Raw genomic sequence first — 15020 nt, 5'->3', positions numbered from 1 at the left:
ATTCCTCTCCTTTTCAAATATTCCGTCCGCAGTAATATCCCTGTGATACCGCTGCCGCTATCGAATCAGGACATGCGCTGTCGCCCACATTATACAGTTCTTCTACCTTACCCCGCAGCTCCTGATACAGAGAATCATTGGGTCTGTCTCCGACCGCCGCGATCACTGTCTCTGCCGGAATACGGAGTTCCCTGCCGTCCAGCTCACAGACCACCGTGTCCTCCGTGATCTCTTTACAGTTACAGGAAGTCAGAAGTTTTACGCCGAGCCCTTTCAAATGTCCTATCAGAATGGTCCGGGCAACGTTGGTCATTTTATCAGCCATCGTATCCAGCATTTCGATCACAGTAACCTTCTTTCCCTGTTCTGCCAGGTATTCCGCTGTCTCACATCCCACGGAGCCGCCCCCGATGATCACTGCATTCTCCTTGCATTCCCCGCCGTCCAGTATGTCTTTTGCATGGACCGCCCTGTCAAAGCCCGGAATCGGCAGCACAGACGGGCGCACTCCTGTCGCGCAGACCACCGCGTCCGGCTTCCGGCTTATGATCTCCTCTGCCGTAATCTCCGCATTCAGATGCACTTCCACATTGTGGATGCTCAGCTGTTTTTCCAGGTAAGCGATCAATGGCTTCATGTTTTCTTTGTGGGGCGGCGCCATTGCCTGGAAAATCTGTCCGCCGATCTGTCCTGATCTTTCATACAGGGAAACCCGATGACCGCGGATGGCCGCGATCCTGGCCGCCTCTACTCCCGCAACGCCTCCTCCGACTACGATCACCTGCTTTTCCTTCTCTGCTTTCCCGATGGTATAATCATTGTCCTTATTTCCCAATACGGCATTCCCTGAGCAGCGTCCCCTTGCCCCTTCCTGGAGCTGGGAGTCGATACAGACTCCGCATCCGATACAGGGGCGGATCTCCTCCTCTCTTCCCTCTGAAATCAGGTTTACCAGGTTCGGCTGTACCAGCACGCCCTTTCCGATAAATATGTAGTCACACTGTCCAGACGCAAGTGCATTTTCCGCGACTTCTGGATCCTGCGCGCGGCCTCCTCCGATCATTTTAATCGTTGCCGGCGCTCCGGTCATTTTTTCAATTCCCATTTTCAATGCCATACAAAGTCCAATGGCCGTTCCTTTTGGCGACGCGGAATCCGGCATATCCTCCATGCCCGCTTCCTTTTTCCATGTACCTGCCAGCACCTCGATCGCATCTGCTCCTGCATCCTGGAAACGCTTTGCATAATACATACCGTCCTGCATGGTAATTCCGGCGTCTTCCCCCTGCTCAACCGCGCTGAGCTTCACAACGATGGGAAAATCCTCTCCGCAGAGCTTCTTGATCTTTCCGATAATATTCAGATGGAAACGCACTCGATTCTCCGGATTGCCGCCATATTCATCTGTTCTGACATTTGCGGTGGAGGAAAGGAACTGCTGGCCCATATAATATCCCACGCTGTGGATCTCAACCCCGTCAAAGCCTGCCTTTTTTGCCCGCAGAGCAGCTTGCGCGTATTTGTCCTCAATCTCTTGGATCTCCTCAATCGTCAGAGCCCTTGGCTCTTCATTCCCCAGTCCCATCATAAAGGAATAAGGCATGGCAACCGCGCTTGGAGCTACCGGCTGATGTCCCGTGATCTTCCTGCGGGAACCGCGTCCCGTGTGGCTGAGCTGGAGCATGCACTTTGCCCCGTGCACATGGATCGCGTCCGTCAGCTTTGTCAGTCCCGGGATGTATTTGTCGTCGTCAGCCACCAGCATATTGGACGTATTCAATCCGACCGGTGCGTCGACACAGGTCACTTCGATCATGATCAGTCCGATCCCGCCCTTTGCCCGCTCCGCATAATGATTGATCACCGCGTCATTGACAAACCCCTTGTCCGACTGGTTGATCCCCATTGCGCACATTACCGTCTTGTTCCTTGTCTCCAGAGTTCCGATCGTTCCTTTTGATAATAGATTCGGATACTTATCTGTCATTCTTCGTACCTCCTTGTGAATCGAGATCATTTAATGAATCAGATTCATTTTTTTAATCATAATTCATTTTACATGAAATGTCAACGATGTTTTTAGAGGTTCAAAGACTTTACGCCCAAAATCTCTTTTGTTATAAATTTCGATGGTTTCTGTTTTGCCGGGAATAGGCGGGCCTATTATGCTATATGGTTTGGAAGGTTTAGAAGAAAATAAGAAGGGAAATAATAATCCGGATTCGGGAAGCTTTTACTATGGCATGCTGAAGGGAGATCTGGATGAAGGAGTCAATACAGTATGTAATGTTGCCAGTCTGATTAAAAGTATTGATTCCTGCAAAGAAATTGTAGAGGAACTGGCAAAAGGCTATGAATAAACTGGCAAGTAAATACATTTCCATGGCAGTCATCTGCTTTGACCTGAAACAATTATCATAGCAAAATGCAGGCCATCACAAAATTGCGTAAGATGGCCTGCATTCTCTGTGTCTGTCAAATATCCATAGAAAGCATGCCCATGTGGGCACGCCATAACACATGTCTGTCATTAATGCTCTGTATCTACGATCGCAATACTGGAATCTCCCATGCGGGCCTGTTCCAGTACAGCCTGGGACAGAATCTGAAATGACCCATGAGAAGAGGTCGCTCCTGAGAGCGCGTCGATGCCTTCCTCTCCCTGTCCCTCCAGAAGCTGGTTTGCGTAATATCGGGTATACTCGTTGGGATAGGTCCCGGAGACTTGAAGCATGTTCTGCATATATGTGTTATCCCAGCTCTTGATGAATCCGCTGGCATTCTCCGCGTTGTATTCTACGGAGACAATGCTCCCGCCTTTCACCAAAATAGTGATATATTCCTTCCAGCCATGGCTAAATTCAGATGCCTGAGCAGTATAATATCCGTCCTGAAGCCCTTCCTGATCCCCGCACGCTGTCAGCAGCGGCATCATCAGCAGCAGGCTTATAAGCATGACAAAAATCCGTTTCATCTGCCGCTTTTCTCCTTTAAAATAAATTTTCGCACGTGGGACTGAAGCTCCTCCGCTTCTTTCGCCAGCGATCCGCTGGACTGCTCCGTTTCCCCTGCGTTTTGCAGATTGCGGTCTGCGATGGAAGAGATCGTGGCAATCCGCTCCTCCATTACGCTCAGTGCAAGCTCCTGTCCCTGTACCGCCGCTGCAAGCTGATCCGAAATTGTGCTGATCTGCGCAGAAACATCGGAGATCGCGCGGAGAGAGCCAGCAGTATCCGCTGTCAGCACCACCCCGTTCTGGATGATCGCTTTGGTATTGTCGACCATCTTCGTAGCTCTCTGTGCGGCCTCGGCACTCTTGGCTGCCAGCTGCTTTACCTCATCGGCTACAACCGCAAAGCCTTTTCCGGCTTCTCCGGAACGGGCTGCCTCCACAGAGGCATTGAGAGACAAAATATTGGTCTGGAACGCAATGTCCTCAATGTCCTTTGCGATCTTTGTGATCTGCTGCGCGTTATCGCTGATGTCATCCATGGCGTTAGACAGGGAGGACATCTGTTCATTGGCGCTTCGAACGCGCCGGGTGATCTCTTCCGTCTGGGAACGGGTCTGACCGCTGCTCTTTGCAACATCGGCCAGCTGCTCTTTCACATGGGTCACCTCATGGACCAGTTCTTCGGTAGACTGGTTCTGTTCTAGGGATGCATGGTGCAGCTGCGCGGACTGCCCGCTCAGCTGCTCTGCCATTGCGGTGAGCCGGTCTGCGGCGGCACGGAATCCCAGGAGTGTTTCGTTCATCGACCGGGTAATGGTACTCAAACTGCCGCGGATCAGCACAAAATCGCCTTTGTAGTCCACCTGCGGCCCGGTCCGAAGATCGCCGTCCGCGACACGGGTCAATACCTGCTCGATATCGGATATGTATCGGTTTACGCTTTCCAGCGTAGCATCCAGAGTCTGTGTCATGACCTCCAGCTCATCTCCTGTACTGACGGGGATCACTTCCGTATGCAGGTCTCCATTGGACAGAGCCACCATCCGGTCCGTTACGCACTTCACCGGATGGGAAATGGAACGCGCAAACCGCAGGATCAACACTATGGAGATCACGAGCCCCGCCAGGGTGGCCAAAATTGATACCAGCATGGCCCCATTAATGAACTGACCGTAATCCGACTTTGGAATCTGTATGACCAGTGACCACTGAGTTCCCCGGATGGGAGAAAAGGCCACCAGCATCTTTTCTCCGTCGATGGGAAATTCTGCCGCCCCTGTTTCTCCGGTAGTGACCCGCTCCACCGCATCCCCGTTGCCGCCGCTTAACTGAACCAGCGAACTTTGATCAAGGACAAGAGACTGATCCGGGTGGCCGGTCACGATTCCCTCCCTGTTGACCATATAGGCCATGCCGCTTCTGCCCAGGTTGATGCTGCTGATCACATCGTTTAGCAAGTCATATTTGTAGGTACCCATCACATAAAGAACGGTCTCACCATCTTCTTTCACCGGCATTCCCATAGTAATGCCCAGACTGCCCTGGAAGATCGTGGATGCATCGATCGTCAGATTATCTGTTTCTTTTAAAAGCGCAAAAAAATCACTGTCCAGATTTTCCGGCGCATCGTCAATCCCCTGTTCCAGCCGCCCGTCCAAGTCATACAGGGCGATCGTGTAAAGTTCATAAGTCTCTGCAGCTTCTTCCAGCAGCGCCGCCCGGTTTTCCCTCGTTGCCGCAGTGTCCGGGGAAGCCGTCCCACCTTCGTCTGGTTCAGCACCGGCGGTTACACTGCTCATTCGGGGATCACCGGCAATGCCCATCATACGGTCGGCAAGCATATGGATGTTGGCCTCTACCGTCTTAGCCGACTGCCGGGCCATCGGCTGAAGGCTGTCCAACAATATGTTGTTGGCAAGCGACTGCAAGGAAAGCGCCATGATCACACAGCATACGACCACCAAGATCAGGATATTAAATGTAGTGTTTCTCAATATCCGCCTGTTCAGGCTCCGTTTTGTTCCTCGGCCGGCGAGGAAGCCCGCTTCTTTTCCTGTCACGTTTCTGCCACTCCTTTTCTGAGTAATTTTTGTGTCAATAGACAGAATAAAAAGCCGCTCAATCCGCCAGTCGTATATTGTGTGTTGTATCGACTGACAGGCGATAGACTTTTGCTTAGTATAGCACAGATTATCCGTGAAGGAAAGTGCTTTCTATAGTTTTGTTAGGGTTGTTTCACGAAGGCTGTTACTGGTTCTTCAGTAGTCATTGTTATGAAAAAGCGCGCAAAGTCCCCCTACAAAGGCTTTACACCAAAAATCTCTTTTGTTATAATTAGAGCATTATTGGTTAACAGTGTAAATCATAGAATGGAGAATTTATGGGAAGCAGACAGCAGGAAAAATCTCTGATGACGAAAACAGAGCTAAAGGAAGCCGCAAGACAGCTTTTCTTAGAAAATGGTTATGAGGAAACTTCTATACAGGATATCGCCGGCCGGGCCGGTTACAGTGTCGGCTCTGTTTACCGCCAATGGAAAGGAAAAAAGGAGCTTTTCATGGATATCTGGAATGATTATGTATCGGATTTTATCCGGACCAGTATTCTCCAGGCGCCTCCTTCTCCGAATCAGGAGACGATGATCGATTACCTGCTGGCCCGTTCCCAGGAATACAAAAAGAATGAAATGACCCGGAAGCTTCATCAGACCAGCCTGCTCGTATCAGCGACATATGATTATGAGGGACTGTTAAGCTGGGCTGACAAATACAAGCAGATGCTTTATTTATTTTTAAAGGGACTGAATCCGGATCAGCCGGACCGGCTTTTGAAATCCACTGCCAGTATCATGCACTGTGTCCTGAACACGGATGCACAGCAGGAGGCCGATGCAAGTTCACCTAAGTATGAGTTTGATCTGCAGACATTACGAATCTGCCTTCTCGCAATTGTTGAGAAGGTTACCGGATAGTCAAATATCCTCTCAGGCACGACTATTTCGCACGCTGCTTTGCGTGAATGAATCCGCCGAAAAAGAGCCTCCGCTGTCACAAGCAGCGGCGGCTCCTTTTTTATCTGTAGGAAATATTGGTCACAGTCATTTCAGATATCCAGTTCCGGCGGCTCGTCCAGACGCTCTGAAACATATTTTCCATTCTTCTTCCTCTGTCTTACACACTCGGTCAGCAGATATTCAATCTGCCCGTTCACAGAGCGGAAATCATCCTCCGCCCATGCGGCGATGGCATTGTACAGCTTTTCCGACAGGCGCAGAGGAACCTGCTTCTTTTTCGATTCAGCCATATTTTAATACAGGCTTCCCGCGTTTACGATGGGCTGCGCGTCATGATTGCCGCAGAGCACCACCAGCATATTAGAAACCATAGCCGCCTTTCTTTCCTCATCCAGTTCCACCATATGGTTCTCATTCAGACGGCACAATGCCATCTCCACCATACCGACCGCGCCGTCCACGATCATCTTCCTTGCGTCCACAACCGCGGAAGCCTGCTGCCTCTGGAGCATCACGGACGCGATCTCCGGCGCGTAGGCCAGGTGGGTGATGCGTGCCTCTATGATCTCCAGGCCGGCATCCATAACCTTCTGCTGGATCTGCTCCCGGATCCGGTTCGCCACCACCTCGCTGGAGCCCCGCAGGCTGCCTTCGTCCGCCACGCCGTCCCCTGTGGTGTCTACATTGGGCGATACATCATAGGGATAGATCCGGACGATATCACGCAGCGCGCTGTCGCACTGCAGGGAAAGGTATTCTTTATAATTGTCTACATTGAAGACTGCCTTCGCAGTATCCGTCACTTTCCACATCACCGCGATCCCGATCTCCACCGGATTGCCCAGGCAGTCGTTGATCTTCTGGCGGCTGTTGTTCAAAGTCATGACCTTGAGGGAAATCTTATTGCTCGCCGGCGTTTCTGCCTGCACGTTTGCGCCTTCCATGGAAATCGCAAATGATTTTCTCACGCCTCTGTCTACGTCCCCGCTCTGGCTCAGCTTTGTCTTGGCCGCAGGATTGACGCTGGCACAGAATGGATTCACATAATAGAAGCCTTCTTCCTTCAAGGTTCCTACATACTTTCCAAACAGAGTCAGCACAAGGGCCTCCTGGGGCTTCAGAACCTTCAGGCCGCAGAACGGGATCCAGCCCAGAGCCACCCAGATACAGCTGATGATCAGCAGGATGGGAAGTCCCTTCCGTGAAATGATGATCCCGCCCACAACGGTGCCCGCGATCGCCGCCAGGTACAGCAGTAAAAAGAGCATCAGCATGGCAATGCCGTTTTTCTTGTTCATCAGTACGTTTTCTTTCATGTCTCATGTCCTCCTTATAGAATACAATTTTCAGAAATATTGTTGAGTAGTTTTGATAGCTATATGATATCATTTTAATATCATTTTGTCAATATCTCAGAAAAGATTTTTAGAAATGATGGCTGAACTTGTATTTTCCAAGTAAGAGCAGGAAGAACTTGAAAGAGCACGAAACATGATTTTTCCAGCTGTGCGGTTCGATGATCTACACAGCTGGAATTTTTTTCAGATCTCCTGTCTAAGCACAACCCGCGAAGCGTATTCCCCGCCCCGGTGGATCCGGTTCTCGGCAGTTTTCATCTCCACGCTGTTGAACCCGTCTCGTGTATTCCGGTTGGGAAAGATAAAGTTCTCCGCGCCGGAGGTCACCGTCACCCGCAGCTTATGTCCCTTCTGAAACGTATGGGACAGCTTGGTCGTCCGGATCTCCACCGGATAGACCTTTCCCGGCTCCATAAATTCCGGATAGGTAAACTGATTCCGATACCGGACGCTGAGTACGCCGTCCGCCAGCTTCATGGATCTTCCGTTTTCATCCACGTCCGTGATCCGCACTACCAGATCCGTATCCTCGCAGTCCGAGGAAATGTAGATCTTCGCCAGGGCATCCCCGGTGATGGTCAGGTCCTGTTCCAGAACCTCCGTAGAGTAGCACAGAATATCCTTCCGCTTCTCTTCCTCCGTATAATCCTCCGGCACCTCCAGCTCATTTTCCGACAGGTCAATGATATGGACCGGCGGGTCCTTCGGGTCGTAGCGATAGACATCCGCGCCTGCCGCAAAAGCCTTTTCCGTGGTCAGACGGCCGCGGTTCTCTGCTCCATCCCCATCCAGATACAGCACCAATTCCTTTGTTCCCGGAACGGGCCAGTTTTCCGCGCTCTTCCACTCATTGCTCCCCATGGTATAATACTCCACCTTCGGGGTCTTTTCAATCCCATTGTCCACGCCGTTGACATAATGCTCCAGCCATGCGAAGCAGATCAGATCCATATCATAGCGCAGGGCATTATTTCCCAGGGCAAACCCGTGGATGTCATAATTGGCATTGCCGCTGTGCATCCAGGGGCCGAGGATGACCTTCTTCTCATCATAATCCGCATACAGATCCAGGGCTTCCGTGGTCCCCATCCCGTTGTCGTCAAACCAGCCGGACATGATCAGCGCCGGCACCCGGCGCTCCCCGAAGCGGTCCTTCCAGCTTCCCCGCTGCCACAGCTCGTCACAGTCCATATGGGAGATCCATTTGCGCAGGAAGGGTACGTCATACCCCAGGGCTTTCGGCGCCAGTTCTTCCAGGGGACGGATGCTCAGCACTTCATCCCAGTCGTCCCGCGCCATTTTCTCCGCGTCCATGCGCTGTCCGGATACGGCAAATGCCCACGCCAGCATACCGGAATTAAAACACCCGCCCCTTCTCGGCACGTCCACAAAAGGACTTCCGGAGCAGACGCTGCTGAGCATGGCTTTCAGATGCGGATTGCCGCTGGCCGCAGCCGCCCACTGGACATATCCCAGGTAAGACCCTCCGGTCATGGCCGCGTCTCCGTTGCTCCAGGGCTGTCCGGCGATCCAGTTCAGCGTATCGTCCCCGTCCTCCACCTCATAGTACATGGGCAGCCATTCGCCTTCGCTGTCCTCCCGGCCCCGGACATCCTGGATCACCACGCCGAAGCCTCTCTGTACGAAGCGGTAATAAGGCTCCGCGTCTTTTGATTTTCCGTAAGGGGTGCGGACCAGCACCACCGGAACCGGCCCCTCCTTCTGAGGAAGATATATATCCGCCGCCAGACGGATCCCGTCCCGCATGGGCACCATGCAAGTCTGCGCCGGCCGGACGCAGCAGATCGGCTCCTGATACATCTCCTTCCACCTTGGCAGGATCGTCCTGTCCTCATACCCCTCCCGCACAAGCAGGGAGCAGCAGTCCCGGGCGGGCGTCACAAAGGCGATGATCCGCCCGTTTTCTACCAAAAAGTCCTGGGGAAATTTGATCTCACGCTCCACATACTCCGTCTCGCTCTTTTGCTCATAGCGGGTGCCGGCCGCGGTCTGAAAGCCCTCCGGATTGCTGGCCAGGGCACGCTCGTATTCCTCCGTGTGAAGCAGGGCGTCCAGAACATCCATCTTCCCCAGCTTTTTATACCACTCCTCTTCCTTTTTCAGTACTCTCCTCTCACCATACTCTCCCGTCTCTACATTCAACGGTTGATGGTAAATGTGTTCTCCTTCTTTTTCGCAGATACCGTATTGGATACCTGACAGATAAAATCCCCAGCGCTCCATAGTTTCTCCTTCCGTTCTTTGAAAACCACTCTGCTTTCGCAATTAAAGCAATGCAGAATGCCTGCCGCTTGCAGATATTTCCTGTCGTCTATGCCCCGATGATCGCTCTGATCAGATACGCCACCAGGATTCCCGCGTAATTTCCGCATACTCCGCCGACCACGCCCATGAGCAGACCCACGCTGATGAGCCGGTTCCATTTTGCGCTGGACGCCACCAGGGAGGCAGTCGTTCCGTCCGCGATGGCTCCTGTGATGCCCAGGATCACATACTCGTAGGGCACCTTAAGAAACCTGCTGATCAAGAGATGGAGCAGGATGCTTCCGATGATCACGCAGAAGCAGAATACGGTAATGATCATCGTGGAGCCGAAGAACGATGCCAGATCCACGCTGAATCCGATGATCGCCAGATACATCATCCCGAAAAACAGCCCCAGGTTGATATTTCCCCGCAGCCTGTTCACAAACGGAATCTGCGCGGCTGCAATGGAAAATGTGGAGATCAGCAGAACCCTTCCCGCACTGGCAAAATCTGAGGGCAGGAAGGCGGAGAGCTTTGTGGAAATGGTCACGATCAATATGGAGATCGCAAGGAGCCAGGCAATATCTTTGATGCTCCATTTTTCATCCCCCATCAGCACCGGGTGATCTCCTTCGCCGACCCGCTCCTTTTCCTCCAGTTCGAAGGGCCATATCTTTTTCAGAAATTTAACATTTTGGAACAAGGCCGGAGCCGCAAACATCAAAAACAGGGTCGGCATGCCGATCACATAATCCGCCGCGTTCGCCGCCGCAATGGTATCGTTGGCCGCGTCCAGCCCCACCGCGATGGCCGTCAGGTTGCCGCTGCCGCCGGTATAGGTTCCTACGAACATTCCGGCAATCTTCCATCCCTCCGGCATCTTCCCGCCGAAGATCACACCGAACACTGCCGCCACCAGGCACACGCTGAATACTGCCGATACAAGCGCCGCCAGCGCTTTTCCGGACAGCTTGGCAAGCTCCTTTAGATCGACATTCAGCAGATAGATGGAAATGGACATGGGAACGCAGTATGTGATGATCACTCCGTACACGTCCTGATATCCCGGCACAATATGAAGGTTGACCAGGATCATCCCCAGGACGATCACGGTCAGCGCCGGTCCTATATACTTAAACGCTTTAAACTTCTGTACCCACAGAGCAAATGCGACCATCAGAAGGATGACTGTCAGCATCGAATCCGTAGACTGAAAAATTGGAAACCGCATATTTTTTCTCCTCTTTTTGTTTTTTTTGCTGCATCAGATCTCTCAGCTTCAAATTGTACTCATCTTGTGCCGGAGTACTGCCTCCGGCAGCTTTTTCTGCATAAGCACGGATTAGAATGTCACACCGAATCCCGGCTTGTCCAGCAGCGTAAAGAGATCCTTCTCCTGGATAAATCCGCCTTCCACCGGGTTCTCTTTATAATACAGAAAGCTGTCGCAGTCGGCCTCCGTCACATTTTTCTTTGCCGCCACCAGGCTTAAACCCGCCGTGATCGCCAGCTTGGTCTCCAGCATACAGCCTACCATGCAGGTCACGCCGTTTGCCTCCGCAATGGCATTGATCTTCTGTGCCGGATACAGGCCGCCGCATTTCATCAGCTTGATATTGAAAATGTCCGCGGAACCCAGACGGCACGCCCTTGCCGCATCCACCGGGCCGTGGATGGACTCGTCCAGCATCATGTGGATTCCCTCCGAATGATCCCGAAGATACGCAGCTCCCTCCAGATCCCAATGGGGCAGGCACTGCTCCACCGCCTCAATGCCGTATTCCCGGAAGCCCCTGAGAGCACGCCGTGCTTTGGCGGTATCGTATCCCTGGTTCGCGTCCACCCGCAGACGTATCTCAGGCCCCACTGCTTCCCGGATCAGCTTCATGGCACGGATATCCTCCTGACAGTCAATACCCGCCTTAATCTTCAAGATCCGGTATCCATCTTCGAAAACACGTTTTTTCGCTTCGGCCGCCATTTCCTCCGGGGTGCTGATGCCGATGGTGATGTCGCTCTGCACGCTGCTGCCAAAGCCGCCAAGCAGTTTGTACACCGGCTGTCCGAACGCTTTTCCCATCAGATCATACATGGCAAGATCCACGGCGCACTTAGCGGCTCCGTTTCCCACGATCACGCTGTCCATCATAGCATGCACGGCTTCAATATCCATGGGATCCATGCCGATCAGCCCCTGCCGGAAAATGTCCAGCACCGCGATGACTCCATCCACCGTCTCTCCAGTCACCGGCGCAAAGGGGGAAGCTTCCCCGAAGCCCACACAGCCCTCGTCCGTCTCTATGCGGATCAAAACACTTTCCAGAGCTTCCACTGTGGCAAACGCCACCTTGAAGGGGGCGATCAGGGGAATCGTAACCTTTTCTACTTTCATTCCTGTAATTCTCATTTCTTCTCTCTCCTTTTCACAATTAAAAGTAAGAAAATACCGAAATTTTGCTTTCAATATTTTATTTAATTTTACTATATGTATAATTATCAGTCAACTAATTTCTTAAGGGAAATCATTGCCGGTTCAGTCAATAGCCGAATATTCATAATATGCTTTTTGTAAACATGACTGCAACTGTCCAGGCGGAAATTTTTCTTGCAGAATCTACACAAAAACAGTAGAATAAAAGTAATCGCAATATAAGGAGTATTTATGGCAGATAATAAAATCAGAAAATACCGTAAAAAATTAAACCTGACGATCAAAGACCTGGCGGAACGCACGGGTCTGTCCATCGGATATATTTCACAGCTGGAACGGGATGAGGCAGAGCCATCCCTGTCCTCCCTTCGGAAGATCGCGAAGGAATTTGACGTGCCGATCTATGTACTGATCGAGGAGGAAAAGGAAAACGACGGCCTGACGATCCGCAGGGAAGAAAGGATATCCGTGCATACGAAAAAAAATGTCGTTGAATACGAATTTCTCACCCCTCTTCCTTCCCAAAATTTTTTGCCCAGGGTTTTAGTGATGAGGGCGGTCATGCAGCCCCATTCCCGGGACAGCGAGATTCCGATCGTACATCACTCCGAGGAAACGCTGATCGTCCTTTCCGGCACCCTGAACCTGATGCTCGGAGACGATCTCATTGTCCTTCGGGAAGGCGACACGACCATCATCCGGGAAGACATTCCCCACACGTGCATCAATGAGACGGATGATATCACGGAGGTCCTCTGTACTATCAGCCCGCCGGTCTGGAATACGCTGCATTTTCCGAAATGACCTTCCCTGGAAAGATTCCCCATGCGAAAGGCACGCCGGCGTATTGTTCTGCTGAAATAAACCTCAGGCCAGTAAGGAACTGTCGGTTTGCCGCCGCGCAAATGAGCACGATTGGAGTTGAGCATTATCATGAGACCAAAACTTTTAATCGTAGATGACGAACCCGGCATCGTAGACATGATCCGGAGTTATTTTCAATCAGAATACGATATCCTGACTGCGTACAGCGGACGGGAGGCCCTGGAAAAGGTCTCCGCCCGGCCGGACCTGATCCTGCTTGACATCAATATGCCGGAGATGGACGGGCTCGCGGTCTGCCAGCAGATCCGGGAGTACGTCAGCTGTCCGGTCTTATTTTTGACGGCGCGTATTGAGTCCTCGGATAAGATCATCGGATTCCAGGCCGGGGCCGACGACTATATCGTAAAGCCCTTTGACCTGGATGAGCTCGGCGCCCGGATCGCCGCGCATCTGCGGAGGGAGCAGCGGCGGCAGGGCAATGCGGCGGTGCGTTTTTTCGGGAATCTGTCCATCGACTATTCCGCCCGGACCGTACATCTGGACGGGGAAAATATTTCGTTCTCCAAACGGGAATTTGACATTATTGAGCTGCTCTCCATGAATGCCGGACAGGTTTTTGACCGGGAGAGGATCTATGAGCTTGTCTGGGGGCTGGACGGAGGCGGAAGCAGCGATACGATCATGGAACATATCCGGAAGATCCGCGCCAAGCTTTCCGGTGCTTCGCCTGGCAGCTATATTGAGACAGTCTGGGGGGTGGGTTACAAATGGGTTGGATAAAGCGGATGCGTTTAAAAAATGCATTGTTTGCGATGATGTTTTTCGGTCTGCTTCTGGCGTCCCTTCTTTCCATCGGTGCCTTTATCGGATGCAACCGGTTGATCCAGACGCTTCCGCAGGCCACCGCCTCCATAGAGATCAGTTCAAATCCGTCGGTCACCATTATACATCCGGAGGCGTCTGCTCCGCCTGCCTGGTCCCAGGCTGTCGGTTCTCTGCTGGGAGTCCTGCTGATCGCCCTGCCGATCCTGATCTTCACGCTTGTGATCCTGCTGACCTCCATTCTATTTTATCGGACCAAGCTGAAAGAACCTCTGCATATCCTGAAAAGCAGTACAGAGCGTATTATGCAGGATGACCTGGATTTTGTGATCCCGGCACCCTCCGGCCAGGATGAGCTGGGGCAGCTCTGCGGGGCATTTGAGAAAATGCGGGAAAACCTGCTGGCCAATAACCAGACGCTTTGGCGGCAGGCCGAGGAACGGAAACGGCTGAATGCCGCCTTTGCACATGACCTGCGCAATCCGGTCACGGTTTTAAAGGGAACCGCCAAGCTGCTGCGGAAGGGGATCTGTGATGAGCAGACCATCGGCCGGCTGGAGGATTATACGCTCCGCATTGAGCAGTATATCGAGAGCATGAGCAGCATCCAGCGGCTGGAGCAGGTGTCTGTGCAAAGAAAAATGATTGCATGCGATCTGCTGTATCGGGAACTGGAGGATACGGCACGGCTGCTCGCGCCTGGGCTTTCCTGCCGAATCACGATGCAGGAGTGTGAATCCTTTGGAACGAAGACGGCGGAAACTAAAGCAGTCGGGATAGATACGTCAGTGATTGAGACAGTGGCCGTGGCAATTGACCATGGATTATTTATGACGGTTGCTGAAAATTTGATTGCGAATGGGGCGCGTTTTGCAGAGCGTGAGCTGATGATCGGGTTGGAAATTGCAGATTCCTTTTTACTGCTGTCCGTAATGGATGACGGTCCTGGATTTCCTGACGAATTGCTGCAGAACGGGCCGAAACCATTTGGCAAAGTCAAACAATACACAACATACTCCAGAAAGGCAGCGGAATGCACAGCATGTTCCGAAACGATCATGGACGATGCAAAGCCTTCCAAAGTCTCAGCAGAAAATGGCACCCATTTCGGCATGGGACTGTATAGCTGCCAGACCATATGTCTGAAGCACGGCGGGAGGCTGACATTGGAAAATATCGAAGGCTCCGGCGCAAAGGCAGCCGCATTTTTCAAAATAGAATAAAGTTCCAAAACCTTGAGCGTTTCTTGAGATTTACCAGATACACTCTTCTTATGTCATCACCGGATGGAATGTTCCCAATCCCTTCCGGCCAGACAGCTTTTGCTGTCAAACCAGACAAAAAGGAGAG

Annotated in this window: 13 protein-coding genes; 5 read left to right on the top strand and 8 right to left on the bottom strand. The window is 52.1% G+C overall.

The window, feature by feature from the left end:
- Positions 1-13 precede the first annotated feature (13 nt).
- Entirely contained in the window at positions 14-1987 is a 1974-nt protein-coding gene (locus ACTOY7_RS01405; RefSeq protein WP_482670496.1) for an oxidoreductase, read from the bottom strand.
- A 178-nt stretch (positions 1988-2165) separates the two neighbouring features.
- On the opposite strand from ACTOY7_RS01405, the gene ACTOY7_RS01400 reads away from it, so the two are divergent.
- Positions 2166-2360 (top strand): hypothetical protein, encoded by a 195-nt coding sequence (locus ACTOY7_RS01400; protein WP_300884406.1) that lies wholly within the window; start codon positions 2166-2168, stop codon positions 2358-2360.
- Between the two features lie 170 nt (positions 2361-2530).
- Here ACTOY7_RS01400 and ACTOY7_RS01395 read toward each other — a convergent pair whose 3' ends face one another.
- Positions 2531-2974, bottom strand: a complete 444-nt coding sequence (locus tag ACTOY7_RS01395; RefSeq protein ID WP_160282429.1) for an FMN-binding protein — start codon at positions 2972-2974, stop codon at positions 2531-2533.
- Positions 2971-5013, bottom strand: coding sequence for a methyl-accepting chemotaxis protein (locus tag ACTOY7_RS01390; RefSeq protein ID WP_482670497.1), 2043 nt, complete (start codon positions 5011-5013; stop codon positions 2971-2973). The genes ACTOY7_RS01395 and ACTOY7_RS01390 overlap by 4 nt, the downstream gene beginning before the upstream one ends.
- Before the next feature lie 320 nt (positions 5014-5333).
- On the opposite strand from ACTOY7_RS01390, the gene ACTOY7_RS01385 reads away from it, so the two are divergent.
- Positions 5334-5924 carry a TetR/AcrR family transcriptional regulator gene (locus ACTOY7_RS01385; protein WP_482670498.1) on the top strand — a complete coding sequence of 197 codons (591 nt, stop codon included), beginning with the start codon at positions 5334-5336 and terminating at the stop codon, positions 5922-5924.
- 131 nt (positions 5925-6055) lie between these two features.
- On the opposite strand, the gene ACTOY7_RS01380 is transcribed toward ACTOY7_RS01385, so the two are convergent.
- The 5 genes from ACTOY7_RS01380 to ACTOY7_RS01360 form a co-directional block, all read right to left on the bottom strand.
- The gene (locus tag ACTOY7_RS01380) at positions 6056-6256 is read right to left on the bottom strand and encodes a type II toxin-antitoxin system antitoxin (RefSeq protein WP_160282426.1); all 201 of its coding nucleotides are present in this window, start codon (positions 6254-6256) and stop codon (positions 6056-6058) included.
- Positions 6257-6259: 3 nt separating this feature from the next.
- Positions 6260-7282 carry an SPFH domain-containing protein gene (locus ACTOY7_RS01375; protein ID WP_160282425.1) on the bottom strand — a complete coding sequence of 341 codons (1023 nt, stop codon included), beginning with the start codon at positions 7280-7282 and terminating at the stop codon, positions 6260-6262.
- Positions 7283-7507: 225 nt separating this feature from the next.
- Complete coding sequence (locus tag ACTOY7_RS01370; protein ID WP_482670499.1) at positions 7508-9568, bottom strand: CocE/NonD family hydrolase; 2061 nt, start codon at positions 9566-9568, stop codon at positions 7508-7510.
- A gap of 88 nt (positions 9569-9656) precedes the next feature.
- Positions 9657-10823: a DUF819 family protein gene (locus ACTOY7_RS01365; protein WP_482670500.1), complete on the bottom strand. Its 1167-nt coding sequence runs from the start codon at positions 10821-10823 to the stop codon at positions 9657-9659.
- Positions 10824-10934: 111 nt separating this feature from the next.
- Positions 10935-11999, bottom strand: coding sequence for a mandelate racemase/muconate lactonizing enzyme family protein (locus ACTOY7_RS01360; protein WP_482670501.1), 1065 nt, complete (start codon positions 11997-11999; stop codon positions 10935-10937).
- Between the two features lie 255 nt (positions 12000-12254).
- Here ACTOY7_RS01360 and ACTOY7_RS01355 point away from each other — a divergent pair, with 255 nt between their 5' ends.
- The 3 genes from ACTOY7_RS01355 (at position 12255) to ACTOY7_RS01345 (ending at position 14893) form a co-directional block, all read left to right on the top strand.
- The gene (locus ACTOY7_RS01355) at positions 12255-12827 is read left to right on the top strand and encodes a helix-turn-helix domain-containing protein (protein ID WP_160282421.1); all 573 of its coding nucleotides are present in this window, start codon (positions 12255-12257) and stop codon (positions 12825-12827) included.
- 129 nt (positions 12828-12956) lie between these two features.
- On the top strand, positions 12957-13628 hold the full coding sequence (locus ACTOY7_RS01350; protein ID WP_300884399.1) for a response regulator transcription factor: 672 nt from the start codon (positions 12957-12959) through the stop codon (positions 13626-13628).
- Positions 13616-14893: an ATP-binding protein gene (locus ACTOY7_RS01345; RefSeq protein ID WP_160282420.1), complete on the top strand. Its 1278-nt coding sequence runs from the start codon at positions 13616-13618 to the stop codon at positions 14891-14893. The genes ACTOY7_RS01350 and ACTOY7_RS01345 overlap by 13 nt, the downstream gene beginning before the upstream one ends.
- The last annotated feature ends 127 nt before the right edge of the window (positions 14894-15020 follow it).

The organism is Schaedlerella sp., assembly GCF_056796775.1.
This window is presented reverse-complemented; position numbering and strand designations above follow the sequence as displayed.